Source organism: Pseudomonadota bacterium (assembly GCA_037200975.1).
Taxonomy (GTDB): domain Bacteria; phylum Pseudomonadota; class Gammaproteobacteria; order Steroidobacterales; family Steroidobacteraceae; genus CADEED01.
Genome location: JBBCGI010000001.1, coordinates 3,661,126 through 3,678,712 on the forward strand (window position 1 = coordinate 3,661,126; position 17,587 = coordinate 3,678,712).

At 63.3% G+C, this 17,587-nt stretch carries 10 protein-coding genes; 9 read left to right on the plus strand and 1 reads right to left on the minus strand.

From position 1 onward, the window contains the following. The first annotated feature begins 21 nt into the window (after positions 1–21). From WDO72_16495 to WDO72_16525, 7 genes are all read left to right on the plus strand, one after another. The gene (locus WDO72_16495; GenBank protein ID MEJ0087272.1) at positions 22–1,437 is read left to right on the plus strand and encodes an APC family permease; all 1,416 of its coding nucleotides are present in this window, start codon (positions 22–24) and stop codon (positions 1,435–1,437) included. A gap of 1 nt (position 1,438) precedes the next feature. Beyond that, complete coding sequence (locus tag WDO72_16500; protein MEJ0087273.1) at positions 1,439–2,608, plus strand: mandelate racemase/muconate lactonizing enzyme family protein; 1,170 nt, start codon at positions 1,439–1,441, stop codon at positions 2,606–2,608. 41 nt (positions 2,609–2,649) lie between these two features. Next, positions 2,650–6,246 carry a polysaccharide lyase family protein gene (locus WDO72_16505; GenBank protein ID MEJ0087274.1) on the plus strand — a complete coding sequence of 1,199 codons (3,597 nt, stop codon included), beginning with the start codon at positions 2,650–2,652 and terminating at the stop codon, positions 6,244–6,246. Continuing rightward, on the plus strand, positions 6,243–7,049 hold the full coding sequence (locus WDO72_16510) for a glucose 1-dehydrogenase (protein ID MEJ0087275.1): 807 nt from the start codon (positions 6,243–6,245) through the stop codon (positions 7,047–7,049). The genes WDO72_16505 and WDO72_16510 overlap by 4 nt, the downstream gene beginning before the upstream one ends. A 47-nt stretch (positions 7,050–7,096) precedes the next feature. After that, positions 7,097–7,981, plus strand: a complete 885-nt coding sequence (locus tag WDO72_16515) for an SMP-30/gluconolactonase/LRE family protein (protein MEJ0087276.1) — start codon at positions 7,097–7,099, stop codon at positions 7,979–7,981. Positions 7,982–8,032: 51 nt separating this feature from the next. Then, positions 8,033–10,948, plus strand: coding sequence for a beta-galactosidase (locus tag WDO72_16520; GenBank protein ID MEJ0087277.1), 2,916 nt, complete (start codon positions 8,033–8,035; stop codon positions 10,946–10,948). A gap of 380 nt (positions 10,949–11,328) precedes the next feature. After that, positions 11,329–13,917, plus strand: a complete 2,589-nt coding sequence (locus WDO72_16525) for an EAL domain-containing protein (GenBank protein MEJ0087278.1) — start codon at positions 11,329–11,331, stop codon at positions 13,915–13,917. Positions 13,918–13,972: 55 nt separating this feature from the next. Here WDO72_16525 and WDO72_16530 read toward each other — a convergent pair whose 3' ends face one another. Beyond that, positions 13,973–14,674, minus strand: coding sequence for a phosphatase PAP2 family protein (locus tag WDO72_16530; protein MEJ0087279.1), 702 nt, complete (start codon positions 14,672–14,674; stop codon positions 13,973–13,975). A gap of 232 nt (positions 14,675–14,906) precedes the next feature. Here WDO72_16530 and WDO72_16535 point away from each other — a divergent pair, with 232 nt between their 5' ends. Together WDO72_16535 and WDO72_16540 are read left to right on the plus strand one after the other, a co-directional pair. Beyond that, positions 14,907–16,415: a phosphoethanolamine transferase domain-containing protein gene (locus tag WDO72_16535; protein MEJ0087280.1), complete on the plus strand. Its 1,509-nt coding sequence runs from the start codon at positions 14,907–14,909 to the stop codon at positions 16,413–16,415. A 182-nt stretch (positions 16,416–16,597) separates the two neighbouring features. Beyond that, positions 16,598–17,569, plus strand: coding sequence for an EAL domain-containing protein (locus tag WDO72_16540; GenBank protein ID MEJ0087281.1), 972 nt, complete (start codon positions 16,598–16,600; stop codon positions 17,567–17,569). The last annotated feature ends 18 nt before the right edge of the window (positions 17,570–17,587 follow it).

A 17,587-nucleotide genomic window follows, 5' to 3' on the forward strand; every position in this document is an offset into this window, starting at 1 on the left:
GGAAAATTCTGGAGAACCACCTTGCTGCCCGAGCCCGCGCAATACGCCGGTGGGAGTGCCGCGCCCCAGCGCCTGAAGCCGGTGCTGGGCCTCGGAGCGCTGCTGGTCTACGGCATGATCATCATGCAGGTGGTCGCGCCGATTCCGGTCTTCGGTCTGCTGGAGCAACGCTCCGACGGCCACGCGGTTTTGGCCGTGCTGGTCGCGATGCTGGCCATGCTCATCACCGCGGTGAGTTACGGGCGCATGGCGCCGCTCTATCCACTGGCCGGATCGGCCTACACCTATGTCGGACGCAGCCTGCACGCGAATCTCGGCTTCCTGGTCGGCTGGGCGTTGCTGCTCGACTACGCCATGATCCTGCTGCTCAGCGCGCTGATACCGGCGCTGGCAACCCAGCGGCTGCTGCCGGAGGTGCCGCTACCCGCACTGACGTTCGCGGTCGTGGTGCTCATGACGGGACTGAATCTGCTCGGCATCCGCACCACGCTGTTCGCGAACAAGGTTCTCCTGCTGGTGACCAGCCTCGCGGTCTGCGCGTTTCTCGCGTTTGCCGTGCGGCATTTGTTCGTGCACGGCGGGTGGAGTGCCGTCGTTTCACTGCAGCCGCTCTACGACCCGGCCACGTTCGAACCGCGTGCGGTGCTCTCCGGCATCTCACTCGCCGCGCTCACCTACATCGGCTTCGATGGCCTGACTACCTACGCGGAGGATTCCATCCATCCGCGCCGTGACATGGTGCTCGCCACCGTGCTGGTCGTCGCAATCACCGGCGTGTTGAGCGCCATCGAGCTGTATTTCCTGCACGCCGTGCTGCCGGACTGGCGGACCTCCGATCCGAACACCTCCTATCTGGACGTCATGCGGATCGTGGGCGGCACGCTGCTGTTCTCCACTTTCCTGGTCATCATGAGTGTCAGCCAGATCGGCGCCGGATTCAGCGTGCAGGGCGCCGTGGCGCGGCTGCTGTTCGGCATGGGGCGCGACGGCGCCTTGCCGCGGCGCTTCTTCGGGCGCCTGAGCGTGCGCGGCAACCCGGCGTTCAACATCGTGTTCGTCGGCGCGCTGGCCTACGTCGCGAGCCTGTGCATTTCCTTCGAGCGCGCCTGCGACCTGCTCAATTTCGGCGCCTTCCTGGGTTTCATGGGCGTGAACGCGGCGGCGGCGTGGAGTTACTACCTGCGCCCGCCAGCTAACTACCATCGGAGTCTGGTGCGCGACCTGTTGCTGCCTGCGAGCGGTTTTCTCCTCTGCCTGATCTTCTGGTTGGCGGTGCCGACCCCCTCGAAACTTGCGGGCGGCGCCTGGTTGTTAGTCGGTATCGCCTACCTCGCCTGGAAGACACGCGGGTTTCGCGAGACCGCGCCGCTGCTGGATCCGGGCGAGCCGCGCGCTGCGGCAGAGATTCAAACGTCACACCCACGAAGAGGCTATTGAGTTGAAAATCACCGACATCGAATGCCATGTCCTGTTGGCGCCCACCATGAGCACCAGCAGCACCTCGTCGGCACAGGACAGCTTCGTCGTCATCGTGCGCACGGATGAAGGTGTCAGCGGAATCGGCGAGTCGGATGTGAATCCCTGGATCGCCAGGGCCTGCATCGAAGCACCAGGCACCCACACCATGGGGCTCGGCGTCAAGGAAACGTTGTTAGGCAGCGACCCCCTGGCGATCGAGGAGTTATGGCAGCGACTCTACGTCGGCACCGCGATGAATGGTCGCCGCGGCGCGCTGATCCACGCGCTCGGCGCCATCGAGATGGCGTTGTGGGACATCAAGGGCAAGGTGCTTGGCAAGCCGGTGTACGAGCTGTTGGGCGGCGCAAAGCAGCCTCACGTCGTTCCCTACGCGTCGCTGCAGCCCGCCGGTGCCGGCTGGCAGGAATATCGCGATTCGTTGTGCGAATGGGCCGAGCGTGCCAAGAGCCTCGGGTTCAAGGCGGTGAAGGCCGAGGTCACCATGAACGGTCCTTACGCGCACCACGGAATGTGCGAGCCGTATGAAAACCACACACGGGTCGTCGAGGCCGTCCGCAAGACGCTCGGCCCCGACATCGCATTGATGGTGGACGTGCAGTACATGTGGCCCGACGCCGATACGGCGCTGCAAACCGTGCGCGACTGGAAGGAGTTCAATCTCTTTTTCCTCGAGACGCCGCTGTGGATCGACCGGCTCGACGAATACGCAAAGCTGAGCGCGCTCGCGCCCATGCCGATTGCGGCGGGCGAGTGGCAGGCGACGCGTTATGAATTCGAGGAGCTCATGGACCGTGGCCGCATCAAGGTCGCGCAACCCGACGTCGGCCGCGTCGGCGGTCTCGGCGAGGCGCGGGCGGTGTGCGACATGGCGGCGGCGCGCGGCCTCACCATCGTGCCGCACTGCTGGAAAACCGCCATCTCGCTGACCGCGACCGTGCACCTGGCGTTCAACACGCCGCACTGCGCTTTTGTCGAGTACCTGCCGCCGCAGTTGTGCACCGAGCCATTGCGCCGGGAGCTGGCCGTCGAAGGCTTCACCTTCCGCAACGGCGTGATCGAACTACCCAGCCGGCCGGGTCTCGGCGCGGAACTGAATCTCGATGCGCTGCGCGCCTTCCGCGTGGCATGAGCCGTGTTGGCCGTGACGCAAATGGAAAAAAGGATGAACAAATGAGAACGGTCAAACGCATGGGTGGATGTGTCGCCGCGGCGATTGTTGCGCTCGCCGGGGCCGACGTGCGCGCCGCTGAAATCTTCCGCCTCGGGAAACAGGATGGATTGTTCACCGAGTTCCTGCGGCACCTGTCGGTGGACGGTGAGCGCGCCGTCATCTACGACGTGGGGCGCAGCACTCCGCAAGCTGACTGGCCGTATTTTCAGGAAGGCTCCTTCGACCGGCAGGTGAGCCCCAGCACGATGAAGTACGACTGGGTGGACATGAAACCGGGCGCCGAGCCCGACCCGTTCCAGGTGCGCTTCGATCTTGCCGCCGCGCCCAGCGGCGTGTTTACGCTGCGCCTCGACGCCATCGTGCGCCAGCGTCGGCCCGCCGCGCCGCTGCTGGTTCTGAACCTCAACGGCAAGCGGGTCGCGAGTTACCGGCTCGATCCGCATCCCGCGCCGGAACTGTGGTGGCCGAACGGCGGCTCGGCCGAAGGCAACAAGCAGTACTTCGGATATGAGTCGCTCGAAGTGCAGCTGCCCGCCGCGCTCTTTGCGAAGGGGCGGAATACGCTTTCGATCGCAGCGCGGGACGGCTTCGGCTTTTACTACGACGACCTGGTGCTGACCAACGAACCGGCGCAACGTCTCGACAAGGTAACCAGTGCGGTCGTGCAGCCGACCGTGCTCTATAAGCAGCGCGCCGAGCAGCTGGTCGAGCTCGCCAGGATTCGGGTGCGCACCAGCGAGCCATTGGGCCGCGTCAAATTGAAGGTGAAGCTGGGCGCCGCGGTCGTGGAAACCGAGGTCCAGCAGCGCGAGCGCGGCGACCTCGAGACGACGATCGAAGTCCCCGCCGTGGAAGGACCGGTTCCCGTCGCGCTGTATCTCGGCGAAAGCAAAACGGCCATCTACGAGGGCGTGTTCACGCCCAAGCGCCGCTGGCAGGTACATGCGCTGCCGATGGAGCAGGCCGATTTCGGCTACAACGATTTGCCGGCGCGCACGCTGGAGTGGGAGAACCGCTTCATCGACAAGACCTTGCAGATCCAGAAGAAATATCCGGACTACGCGTTCACGCTCGATGCGTCGGCGAATCTCGAATCCTATCTGGCCACGCGCGACGCGGCGCATGGAGAGCAGCTGCTGAGTCACCTGCGCAGCGGCAAGTGGGGCATGAACGCGTTGTTCGCCAACTTCTTCACCGGGCTATCTACTCCGGAGGAGCTGTATCGCACGCTCGATGTCGCGCTGCGCGCGCGGCGCGACCACGGGCTGACCCTCGATTCGGCTTCGCAGACCGACGAACCCTCGGTGACCTGGGCGCTGCCCCAGGTACTCGCCGACGCTGGCATCCGTTATTTCGTCAACGGCAGCGATCCGATCCGCGGCGTCCTCAATTCGATCGGGCATTGGAACTTCAAGTCCCCGTTCTACTGGGAGGCTGCATCGGGCGCGAAGGTGCTCATGTGGAGCGGCGTATCGTATACGGCGGTCGACGACATGACCTGGGCTGGATGGAGCCTCGAGGCCGCGCGCAGCGGAAAATATTCGCCATCGACGTTCGGCCTCTCGCGATCGCTGCCCATGTACCTGTCGCAGTTCGAACGCGAAGACCACCCGTTCGACGCGGTGCTGCTCTTCGGGCTGCACAACGACGAGATCCCCATGCGTCACTGGGGAGACGCCGACGTGATCGAGGCGTGGAACCGCGAGTACGCGTATCCGAAGATCCACGCGTCCACGCAGCGCGACTTCTTCACTTACATACTCGACAAATTCCCGAACCAGATCCAGACACACCGCGGCGATGCCGGGGCGTATTGGGAGGATGAAGCCGGCGCCGACGCGCGTATCGCGGCGATCATTCGCACCGCGCAGTGGCAGATCACCGCGGCCGAGAAGTTCGAGAGCACTGCGGCCTGGCTGCAGCCGCATCTGAAATTCGAACGGCCGCAGTTCGACGCGGCCTGGAAGAACATCCTGCTGGCGGACTCATATGTATGGAGCGATGCCAACTCCTTCACGCGTCCCGAGAGCCAACGTACACGCGGGGGTGAAGCTGCGCATCGTGCCTGGGCCGAGGCGGCGTTGCAGCAAAGCAGCGACCTGCGACTGGTTGCGATGGACAAGATCGCCGACCAGGTCGCGACTTCCAAGCAGGGCGTCGTGGTGTTCAATTCTGAGAGCTGGCCGCGCAGCGAGTTTTTCGACTTCGACATGGAGCTGGATGAAGTGCTGACGGATCCCGCCACGGGGCGGGTGATTCCTTGCGGCGTCATGCGCTCGTTCGCCGATATCTCGAAGTCCGGATTCACGGAGATCGGCAACGCGTACCAGGAGGTTCGCTGTTGGGCCACCGACGTGCCGGCGGTGGGCTACAAGTTTTACGCCGCGGTGAAGGGGAGTGCGGACGCTGGAGTGCCGCTGGTTCTCGACGCTGCCGCGCCGCGGATCGAAAACGCGTATTACCAGCTCGAGCTCGACGCGCACACCGGCGCGGTGTCGCGCTTGCTCGACAAATCGACGGGACGCAATCTCGTCGACGCGGACAGCGGCTATGGCCTCAACGAATATCTTTATGTGACGGGTGGCGACCCGGGCGCATTCCTGGCGGGGCACAACGATGACAACCGCATCCTCGCCGCGGACATCACGCTGCCGTTGCCCAAGCTGCAGATCCATCGTGCACAGCTCACGGCGCCGCCGACGGCGCGCCGCTTCCCCTGGGGCACCGTGCTCACCATCCGTTCGAAGTCCGAGAACACGCCGGAAATCGTCTCGACGCTCACGCTGCTCGACTTCAAGAAGCAGATCAACATCCGCAACGAGGTGGAGAAGATCGCGACGATCAAAAAGGAAGGCGTGTACTTCGCATTCCCCTTCAAGTTGAATGCGCCGCGCGTGAAGTACCAGGGCGCCACCGCGTGGGTGGATCCGGAGTTCGACATGCTGGCCGGGGCAAATCGCCAGTGGTTCGCAACACAGGGTGGAGTGTGGGGGCAGGGCACCGACGCGGGTGTGGCATGGACCTCGGTGGACGCACCGCTGGTCACGCTGCAGGACATCAACCGCGGCCTGTGGCCCGAGACGATCAAGATCACCAACGGCAACGTGTTCTCGTACGCGATGAACAACTACTGGTATACCGACGCGCCCGCGAAGCAGGGCGGACGGTTCACATTCCGTTATGCGCTGACCAGCGGTGCCAACGTGTCGGGCGCCGAGGCGATGATGCTCACGAGCGAGCAACGCGCAACGCTGCCCGCCATTCGCCGCTACAACATGGGATGGGAGCAGGGCCTGCCGGAAGCGGGCGGTGGATTCCTGCAAGCGACGCCGCAGGGAGTCACCGTCCTGACGATCCGGCCGCTGGAAGGCGGCGATGCCTATCTACTGCGCGTGCAGAACACCACGGCGAACGCGGTCACGGCCACGTTGAAATTCCCGTCGGTCGCGATCCGGGAGTCCTACCTCGCCTCCCCGGCCGGAGATCGGGTGGCCGCCCTGGCCGGCAATTCGCGCGAAGTGACGCTCGACATGGGGCGCTACGAGATCAAGAGCGTGGTGGTCCGGGTGCAAGAGAAATCCTCGGGCGCACCTTGAACGACGCGAAAGCCATCCTGACCGGACAGGTCGCGGTCGTGACGGGCGGCGGAAGCGGCATCGGGCTCGCGGCCGCTCGCTGCCTGGCACGCGATGGCGCGACGGTCGTACTGTTTGGCCCGGATGGCGACGTGCTGGATGCCGCGGTCGCGCAGCTGCGCGGCGACGGCTTCGCGGCGTGCGCGATTTCGGGCGATGTTTCGAAGGATGAATCCGTCCGCCGGCTGGTCGAAGAAACCCGCGCGAAATTCGGCCGCATAGACATGCTCGTGAACAGCGCGGCCATCCAGCCCTATGGAACGGTCGAGACCACGGCAGAAGCCGATTGGGACCGCGTTCTCGCGGTGAACCTCAAGGGCGTCTATCTATCGGGCCGTTACGTGATCCCGGTCATGCGCGCGCGTGGCGCGGGCGCGATCGTCAACGTCGCGTCCGTTCAGGCCAGCGCGTGCCAGAAAGGAGTTGCCGCTTACGCCGCCTCGAAAGGCGCCGTGCTCGCATTGACGCGCGCCATGGCGCTGGATCACGCCGCCGACGGCATCCGCGTGAACTCGGTCTCTCCGGGCGCAATCGATACGCCCATGTTGCGTGACGAGGCATCTTTGTACGCGGGCACCGAAACGCAGCAGCAGTTGATCGACAAGTGGGGACGCGCCCATCCACTGGGGCGTGTCGGTCTCCCCGACGAAGTGGGCGCATTGATCGCCTTCCTGTGCGGTCCGCGCGCGGCCTTCTGCACCGGGGCCGATTTCAAAGTCGATGGCGGGTTGCTCGCCAAGCTCGCCACCGAGCTGCCGGAATGAGCGTCCGCGCGTCGGCCGCCGCCGCGGCGATGGTCTGAGAGGTTCCGATGCAGCCGCGAGTCGTCTTCGAATCCGCGAACATCCTCGGCGAGTCGATGCTGTGGTCGCCCACGCGCAAGTCTATCTATTGGGTGGAGGCCACCGCGCCGCGCATTCATCGCTTCGAGCCCGACAGCGGCTTCCACGAGACCATCGATGTTCCCTGCGCCGCGCCGCTCGGCATGATTGCGCAGACCGGCAGCCCCGCCATCCTGCTGCTCGCGCAACCGGACGGCTTGTGCACCTTCAATCTCGTCTCGCGCTCGCTACAGTGCATTGCGCACCCCGAAAAGAGCCGCGCGGACATCGGCTACAACGATGCGAAAGTGGATCGTCGCGGCAGACTGTGGGCCGGCAGCTTCGATCTGGCCGAAGCCGAGCCGCGGGGCGCACTCTGGATGCTCGACGGCATGGATGCGCCGGTGCTGGCCGAAGCCGGGCTCGCCGTCGTCAACGGGCCGGCCTTCTCGCCGCGCGGCGACATCGTCTACGTCAGCGACTCGATCGCGCGGCGAATCCTCTCGTTCGAAGTTCGCGAATGTGCGCCATGGCTGGTTTCACGCAAAGTCTTCGCCCAGATGACTGCGGAAGAGGGAATGCCCGATGGCCTCACAGTCGATGCGGAAGGTTGCCTGTGGTGCGCTCACTGGGATGGTGCGCGCGTGACCCGATTCGCCGCCGACGGCTCGCGGCTGGCCGTCATCGAACTACCGGTGCCGCGCGTGACCAGTGTGGCCTTCGGCGGCGAGCGGCTGGAGACGTTGTATGTCACCACCGCGCGTTATGGACTGAGCGAGTCGCAGTTGGCGGCGAGTCCGGCCGCGGGCCATGTGTTTGCCATCGATGCTGGCGTATGCGGTCTCGTCGAGGCGCCTTTCGCGCCCGTGCTCTGATCGGGAGGAGGCGTGAGGACCGGTGAAGCGTTTGAACAAGGAGTCTGCGACATGAGCGTTTCGCGCCGTGAGCTCGTCAAGTCGGTGGCGCTTGCGCCCCTCGCGGGCGCCGCCTGGCAACTGATCGGCGCGCCGGCTTGGGCGGCGAGCCAGCGCCATACCCTCGAGTTTCGTCCTTGCGCATTTGTAGTCGACGGCAAGCCGGTATTCCTGCGCATCGGCAGCATGGACTATTTCCGCTGTCCCCACGGCGAGTGGCGCGCGCAGCTGATGCGCGCGAAGCGCTCGGGCCTCAATGCAATTGCTTTCTACGTCGCGTGGAATTTCCACGAGCGCGAAGAGGGTGTCTTCACCTTCGAAGGCGACGCCGATATCGGCGCCTTCATCGATCTGTGCGGCGAGCTCGGCCTGTATGTTTTCCCGCGCGTGGGACCGTTCATCTGCGGCGAGTGGGAAGCTGCCGGTCACCCCGCCTGGTTGTACGCGAAGGACGACGTCGAGCTGCGCTCCGCTCACCCGACCACGCTCGCCTGCGTGCGCAAGTGGTTCGGCAAGCTGATACCGATCCTCGCGCAGCGGCAGGTGACACGCGGCGGCCCCGTCCTGCTGGTTCAGCAGGAGAACGAGTATTACTTCGCCGGCCGGCCGAACGTGAAGGATTACCAGGCGAAGCTGGTGAGCATGATTCGTGAATTCGGCATCGAGGTGCCGGTGACGGACTGCAACGGCGGGCGCGCCGATACCCGCATCGCCGAATCGTTCATGACGCAGAACTCCGGCGGCGCCGACGCCATCGCCAGAATTCGCAAAGTACAGCCGCAGAAGCCCGCCATCATCTCCGAGCTCTACACCGACTACTCGAACACCTGGGGCTGGCCTGTGACGTCGTGGCCGACCGCGGCGGGTGTTTATCAGCAGACCGTCGACACGCTTTCGGTCGGCGGAATGTTCAACTATTTCATGTTCTACGGCGGCACCAGCTTCGGTTTCTGGGCCGCTTCCACGTGGAAGTCGGATGAGTCTTTCGTGACCACCCGCTACTACTCGCGCGGACCGGTAGCCGAGGGCGGCGCGCTCACCGATGCGTTCTGGGTCACCAAGGCGGCCAACTACCTGGCGCGCGTGGCCGAGCCCTTCATGACGTCGAGCGAGCCCGCCCCGTTTCCGGCGTCCCTTTCGGGCCCGGTGCGCGGCACGGCAATGCGTGGGCCACGGGGTTATCTGCTCTTCGTGCATCCGCAGTATCCGGACCGCACGTCGTCGGTTTATCACATGGACGGCAACAGCGGGCCCGTGATCCAGACGGCCGACGACTGGCCGCTGGCCGAAATCGCCACCCAGCCGGGCTCGCTGCGGCTGCCTTCCGGCGAGGAGTTCGACGTCGCCGAGCCGTCTTCTTATCCTTCGATGCTGCCTTATCAGCTCGAGATCGATCCGGGAACCCGCATCGATCATTCCAATGCAACCTTGTTAGGCCTCGCGGGCAAACCGGGAACGCGGGTGTTGTTGTTGCGCGGCGAAGCCGGCCGCAAGGGCATCGTGTCGATCAACGGCAAGCACGCGGAGTTCGTGTTCCGCGCCGATGCGCCTGCGCGCCTCGAGCTCGAAGGCGTGAGCGTGGTTGGTCTCGCCCGCACGCTCGCCGATCGCACCTGGTTCGTCGACGAGCGCGTGATCATCGGCCCGCACTACGTGGGCGAGGCGCAGGGCACCCGGCACGTGTGCCTGCTGGATGGCGAGGTCGATCGTGTGCACATGATTTCTGCGCATGGCGAGATCGACGCCGTGCAGGTGACGGTGCCTGCGACGCTCACCGCGAGAATTCCGTTGACGAGCTGGACCGCAAGACCGCTGCCGGAACCGCGCCTTCCCGCAAACGCGTGGCGCCAGATCGACGGCCCTGTCTGCGTGGAAAAGCTGCGCGCCTACTATGGCTACACGTGGTACCGGGCCACGGTGCAATCCGCTTCCGCGCGCTCAACCGGGCTATTCTTTACGGATACATCGGACCGCGTCACCGTGTACGTGAACGCGAAACGCGCCGGTGTCTGGGGACACGGACCGGGTGCAACGCGCGATCCGTTGCCAATCGAGCTCGCCGCCGGCAAGAACGAGATTGTCATGCTGTGCGACAACATGGGCCGCTTCTCGGAAGGCTCGACGCCGGATCGAAAAGGAATCCGCGGCCCCGCCTGCATCGATGCGGGTGTGCGCGACCTGCCGGCACCGCATCACTCGCAACCGGCCTCGCTACCCAGCAAGAGCTGGAGATTTCAGACATATCATTATTTCTCCAAGGCCTGGTCGCTCTCGCTGGGCTCGGATGCACCGCCGCCGGTCGATCTGTCGGAGTTGCATACGGTGACCTACGAGCTCGAGCGGGATGCGAGCGAGGGCCTCGTGTTTTCGTTGCTGGCATTTCCGGCCTACGCGTGGGTCCTCGTCGACGGCAAGGTTGTCGGTGAACATTCGGGCGATCTGTCCATCGCCGATGGCAGGAGCTACTCCACGTTCAAGCTCGATCCGCATTTTTCCGGACGCAACGCGCGCCTGGACATCGTCTTCTACGGAGAGCCGCCCCCCGATCTGCAGGCTCACTTCAGGCTGTACAGCGTCGCGAAGCAGGGCGAGCTTGTCGACTGGGGCTTCCGGGCCTGGGTGGATCCCTCACTTGCCGGCGAGGCGCTGCAAGATGAGCCCACGTGGTGGACGACGGAGATCGGCAAGCCCGCGTTCGCGGGGCCGTATTTTCTCGTGACGGAAGGATTGAGCAAGGGGCAGGCCTATCTGAACGGGCGCGCTCTGGGGCGCTATTGGGAGATCGGTCCGCAACACGCGCTGTATGTCCCGCAGTCCTGGTTGCAGCCCGTGAATCGGATCGCCATCTTCGACGAGCATGGCCGGCGTCCCGATACGGTCTATTTGATGCGCGATGCACGCGTGCCGGGTGAAACCGTACTTCTGTAACAGACCCGCGGATGTCTGCGCCGAACGACAGCCATCTTAAGGCTTCGTCGTAGAACTTCGGCCGCTGCAGCTTCACCAGTTATATTTTCGCTACTCGCGAGCGCGCGCCCCTGACAGGCGAGCCGTATGGCGGGGATTTTGTTAGGCGAAACGACCGGTTGCACGCCGCTCGAGCGATCGAGCGAAGAACGGTGGCAAAAATCGCGATTGCGCGGCAACATTTCCGCGAAGCTGCTCCTCATGTTTGCCTACAGAACGAATGCCGCACTCGCGGCGAAGATTGACGCGCAGCGACCATGTCTGCGATTGGCAGGCTCAAAATGATTCGACTGCGCGTGATCGGGGTTTAAGTGAATCGTGATTCTGTTCGCCTGCTGATAGTGGAAGACAGGCCCCTCGAGGCGGAAATCGCCGTCCGCCAACTCGAGGCCGCCGGCATCAAATGCAAATGGGAGCGTGTCGACACGGAGCCCAGCTTTCGAGTTGTGCTGACACGGAGCCGGCCGGATTTGATCCTGTCCGACTTCACGTTGCCGGAGTTCGACGGTTTGTCCGCGCTCGAGATCGCGCGCGCCATGGCGCCGCACGTCCCGTTCATCTTTCTTTCCGGAACCATCGGCGAAGAGCGCGCCATCGAAGCGTTGCAACGTGGCGCCGTCGATTACGTGCTCAAGACCAACATGGCACGGCTCGCGCCTGCGGTACGGCGCGCGTTGGCCGACGCCGCCGCGAAGCGCTCGCGGCGCGTGCTCGAGCGGCGCTTGCACGAAATCGTCGCCACCTCGCAGGACTGGATCTGGGAACAGGACCGCGAAGGGCGGTTTACATTTTGCAGCGCTTCGGTGCGCCATATCCTCGGTTACACCCCCGAATCGCTGCTCGGTGAGCCTGCCGCGAAGTTCGTTCATCCGGACGACGTCGATGCACTGGAGCGAGCGACCCGGGCTCTCGTCCCGAACGATCCTTCGATCAACAACCTGTCGGCGCGATGGCGCCACAAGGACGGCAGCTTTCGCTTTCTCGAACGCAATGCATTCGCACTATTCGATTCGCGGGGCACGATCGCCGGCTTGCGCGGCACGGAACGCGACGTCACGCAACGACGGCAGCAAGAGGCGCATATAGCCAGGCTGACTCGCGTCTTGCGAATGCTGAGTGGCATCAACTCCAGCGTACTGCGCATCAATGAGCGCCACGAATTGCTGGCCGAGGCCTGCCGCCTCGCAACCGTCATTGGTGGATATGTCACCGCCGTCGTGTCTCTGATCGTGCCGGGGACACGTACGGCGAAACCGGAGGCGTGGTCTGGAAGCGTCGACCAGGGCTATCTAGAAAGTGAAGTCTATGACCTCGGCGATGCGGGCTCGGCGGGGCCGAGTGTGGTCTCTGGAGCGCTGCGTTCCGGCGCGCCGGTGGTACTCAACGATCTCGCGATAGACGACGTTCCGCGCGAAGCACGTTCCGCGCTGCTCGAAGCGGACTTCCGGTGCGCGATCGGTATCCCGCTGATCGTCGATGGAACCGCGATCGGTGTTTTCGTCCTCACTTCGCACGACGCAGTCGCCGTAAGCGCGGAAGAAACGCAGCTGTTGCGCGAGCTGTGCGCGAATCTTTCTTTCGCCCTCCAGTATTTGCACAAAGAGGACGAAGTCCGGTTTCTTTCCTACTTCGATCCGCTCACCGGGCTTGCCAAGCGCGCGCTCTACTGCGAGCGCGTGATGCGCCTGCTGCAACCGGGCGTCGATCACAGCGGCAATACGACGGTGGTGGTGTTCGATATCGAGAAGCTGAGCTCCATCAACGATTCGTTCGGCCGGCATGGCGGCGATCAGCTGCTGCAGATGGTCGCCGATCGCGCCAAGCGTTATTTTGAGAACACCGATCGTCTCGCTCATTTTGGCGGCGGCACTTTCGCGCTGACCTTGCAACCCGAAGACCGGGAGGCGGAAGCGACGCACTGGGTTCAGCAGCACTTGTCGGAGTTGCTGCGCGCGCCGTTCACTGTCGAAGGCCACAGCATTCCAGTGGCTGTAAAACTTGGCATCGCGAGTTACCCCGCCAACGGCGCGGACGCCAACACACTGGTGCAGAACGCCGAAGCCGCACTCCAGGCGGCGAAGGCTTCCGGCGAGCAATACATGCACCACCGGCTCGAACTGAGCTCAAAGGGTGTCTCGCGGCTCGCGATGGAACATAGATTGCGCGGCGCGATCGAACGCCAGGAGTTCGATCTTTTTTATCAACCCAAGGTGGATATCCGGACGCGGATGATTCGCGGCCTGGAAGCGCTGGTGCGTTGGCGCGACCCCGACGCCGGGCTGGTCAGCCCGGCCGAATTCCTACCGTTGCTGGAGTCGAGCGGAATGATCGTCACGCTCGGCGAGTGGATTCAGCGCCGCGCGGCGGGGGATGTGCGGCACTGGAAGGAAAATGGATTCCCGCCGGTGCGTGTGGCGGTCAACATATCGCCGGTACAACTGCGGCGGCGTTCGTTTGTGGACCAGTTTCTCGAATCGATCGGCGAATGGCCTGACGAGCAGTGGGGTATCGACATCGAAATCACCGAAGGTGCACTGCTCGATGACGTGGGTACGGTCGTTTCCAAACTGAGATCGCTTCGCCAGAAAGGTGTGCGTGTGGCAATCGATGATTTCGGCACGGGCTACTCATCGTTGAGCCGTCTCGCGAAGCTTCCCATCGATCTGCTCAAGATCGACCGCACGTTCATCAACGAAATGGCCGCTCTCAACGAGGGAAGGACCATCGTTGAAACCATCGTGGCGCTCGGCCGTACGCTGGGCATGACCACGGTTGCCGAAGGTGTCGAGACCGTCGAGCAATTCGGGTTGCTCGAACAGCTGGGATGCGACCAGTCGCAAGGATATCTGCACTGCCGGCCGGCACCGATCGCGGACATCGATGCCATGCTCATGTATGCGCACAAACCGTTCGTGCTGCCGAAACGGTGATTCAGCCGGGCGAAGGAATTCAGACGCTCTGCAGTGGCCGAGAACGCCGCGTCGATCAGGTTTGAGCCCGAACCGCCACCACGGGCTGTTCGGTGCGTTCAACCTGGCTCAGCACCACGTAGTGATACAAGACGTCCGCCAGGCTCAGCATGACGAAGAAAGAGACCACGGTATCCGAGAAGAAGTGAGCGCCGCTCGCAATTCGCGACAACGAAATCAACGTGCCAAAGGCCAGCCCCGCCACGAACACCGAGCGCCGGCGGCTGAGCGCCAGCGCCAGGGCCAGCGCGAAGAATCCACCGGCCGCATCGCCGGATGAAAACGAGCAATTGGTGTTGCATTCACGGCTGACGACGAACGGCGCCGTGAACTCCTTCGTTCCTCCGAATTCCGTGACGTTGCGCGGACGTGCACGTCCGAAATTGTCCTTGAGTGTCGTATTGACGATGAGACCGGGTCCGATGCCGAGGACCAGCAGCAGGTACAGCACACGGCGGCCATCGATTCCTCCGAGCTTCTGCGCACGCGCGCGATTCCACACGTACAGCGCGAGTACGGCGGAGACCGACAAACACAAGAAAAGCGTGAGTCCGGTTTGCTGCAGGTCTTGCCACCAGCGGCCCCGCGGAAATGACCGGCCGTCGAAAAAAAACCCCGAGATCGAAAGATCGATGCTTGGAAACGCCACCATGATCGCGCTGAACAGCAGGAACGAGCCGAGGATGACGCGGCTGCGCCTCAATTTGAAATAAGACATGTCGTCGGCCGCCTCCCGAACGGCTTTCGACATCCGCACGTGCGATTCCCGCGAAGGAGCGGGCACCCGGTCGTCGTGACATGTCGCTGGGAGTTGGACGGGGTGCCGCCGGACAATCAATCGCGTTGGCGCGTGAAAAAAGTGGATCGCTGTTCCGCACAGGAGCGCGTCGATATTGGCCGCTGACAATGCGGGCTATAGTTGCGGCATGCCTTTGATGCCGCGATTGCGCTTGTCACATACCCGCTTCGTCGTCGCGTATTCGCTGGCGCTCTACATCGTCTGCAACGCGGCGAATCTCGATCGGCTGGCACACTGGTTCCGCGCCGGAGGCGCGCTCGATCTCCCGGCACTGCTCGCCTACCTGCTCGCGGGCCTGTGCCTGTTCGTCATGGTCTTCACGCTGTTGGCGCATCGCTTCACGATCAAGCCCGTGGCGGTGTTGCTCACGGTCGCGAGCGCGGCGGCGACTTACTTCATTGCGAAGTACGGCGTGGCCATCGACAGCTCCATGATCCGCAATGCGGTGCACACCGATCACACGGAGGTCGCGCAGCTGCTGTCGGTGCAGATGATTCCATACGTCCTGTTCGGGATGGTCGCACCGGTCGCACTCATCCTCGCGGTCGACATTACGTTCGAGGCTTCGGGTCGATACTTGTGGGGCTCTTTCAAGGTGTTCGCCGTCGCGCTGTGTCTGCTGCTGGTGGCGCTCGGCGCGGAGTACAACGCGATCTTTCGCGCGGGAAACGTGTCCAACAAATACATCGTGTACATGCTGGTGCCGATCAACGTCATCTCCGGCTCGATCAACGCGACGACTCGAGCGCTGAAACCGCACTTCACGAAGGCACAGAAGGATATCGACTTCGTCGCCAGGGTCACCACGCCTGGCAATCTCGTGGTCGTTCTCGCGGTGGGCGAGTCATCGCGGCGAAAGAATTTCAGCTTGTTCGGCTACCAACGCCGCGATACCAATCCCGAACTGCGGAAGATAGACGGACTGCATCTGCTCGACGCCGTTGCGACGCGCGCCTCCACACTGTACGCGTTGCCGAAAATCCTGGAGAAGAACGGCCTCAAGCTCACAACCGTCGTGTCGAAGGCAGGTATCCCGACGAGCTGCTACGTGAACTACACGTTGTACGACAACTGCGCGGCGGTGGGCGAAACGAAAGTCCACGACTGCGGTCACGGCGGCAAGTGTTATGACGAGGACGTCCTTCCGTTGCTGAAGGTGGACCTGGCAAACTACTCGTCGGGTTTCCGCTTCGTCGTGTTGCATTTCGGCGGCGGCAGTCACGGGCCCGCCTACGCGGATCGTCATCCGCCCGAGTTCCTGCGGTTCGAACCGGGGTGTAAGGATGCCGACGTCGCGAACCAGTGCTCGATCGAGCAGCTGTACAACTCGTACGACAACACCATTCTCTACGTGGACCACGTGGTGGCGCAGGCCATTCGAACGCTGGATGCATCGGGCGTGCCGTACGTCTTCATCTATCTATCGGATCACGGTGAATCCCTGCTCGAGAACGGCGTGATGTTCCATGGCATGCCGCCGGGCATGGCGCTGCCGCCTGAACAAGCCGGTATTCCCTTGATCGTGAAGTCGTCGGTGCCGGTGTCCATCGCCAAACGGTCGGTGTATCAACAATCGGACGTCTTCGATTCGGTGCTGGAGCTGTTCTCGATCGGATCTCCGGGGTTCGACAAACGCGGCGGTTTCATTGTCCGGCCGTGAGGAAGAGGGGCACGCGAGGTCCGGCAACGAGATGTGCAGCCCTTAGGCGCGATTCGCGGGATCGCGCAGACGCCCTGTTGCCAAACCCGCATTTCTAACTTGTTTCGGCAAACTCCCTGGTTACTGGTCGGATTCCATGACATACGTCCTGCACCAGTTGCGTCATAGGTTCACATTGTCGCGTGGCACGCAAGGCATCTAACCATTCGGTCGGCGTTACCTGTCATCCGGCAGCGCCGGCAGTCGATTCCGTTCTGGGCAAGCGGCAACGCGAGCGGGATGCAAAAGATCTGCGGCGTGCCTTGGACGACCAGCAGTTCGTTCTGCACTACCAGCCCAAGGTCAATTCCCGCGACGGCCGCATCGTCGGCGTGGAAGCATTGATCCGCTGGAAGCATCCTCAGCGCGGCATCGTCGCGCCCTCGGTCTTCATCCCCCTGTTGGAAGAATCGGGGATGATCCTCGACGTCGGCAGTTGGGTGCTCAGGCAGGCCGCTGACGATTTCTGCCGCTGGACTCGCCAGGGCCTCGCGCCGCTGCGCATCGCGGTCAATGTCTCGCCTCACCAGTTGAAGCAGAAGAATTTCATCGCGGAGCTGGAGAAGGCGCTGCGTATGGGAGAAGTGGGTCACGCCGGAATAGACATCGAAGTCACCGAAGGCGTTCTGATGGAGGACCTCGCCATGTGCATTCAGAAATTGCACAGCGTGCGCGAGCTCGGAGTGCGAGTGGCCATCGATGACTTCGGCACGGGTTACTCATCGCTTCGTTATCTCGCCTGTCTGCCCATCGATGCGCTCAAGATCGATCGGTCGTTCGTCAGCATGGTCACCGAGAGCCCGAACGATCTCGCCATCGTGTCCGCCATCATCGTGCTGGCGCACGGCTTGAACCTCGACGTGATCGCGGAAGGCGTGGAGACCGAGGAGCAGCGAAAATTTCTGCGCCTGCTCAGATGCGATCAGATGCAGGGTTTTCTTTTCAGCAAGCCGGTCGCCGGGGATGTAATCGAGAAGATGCTTGGTTCCGGCGCCAACACGATCGCGCAGGCGCATGTGACCACGGACTCACGCAGCAGCAGGGCGATCTCGGAAGCCGAACTCCGTGATCGGCGAAAAGCGGCTCATAAAACCTGGACGCACCAGCGGGTGTGAGGCAGTTCATCCGAAGGG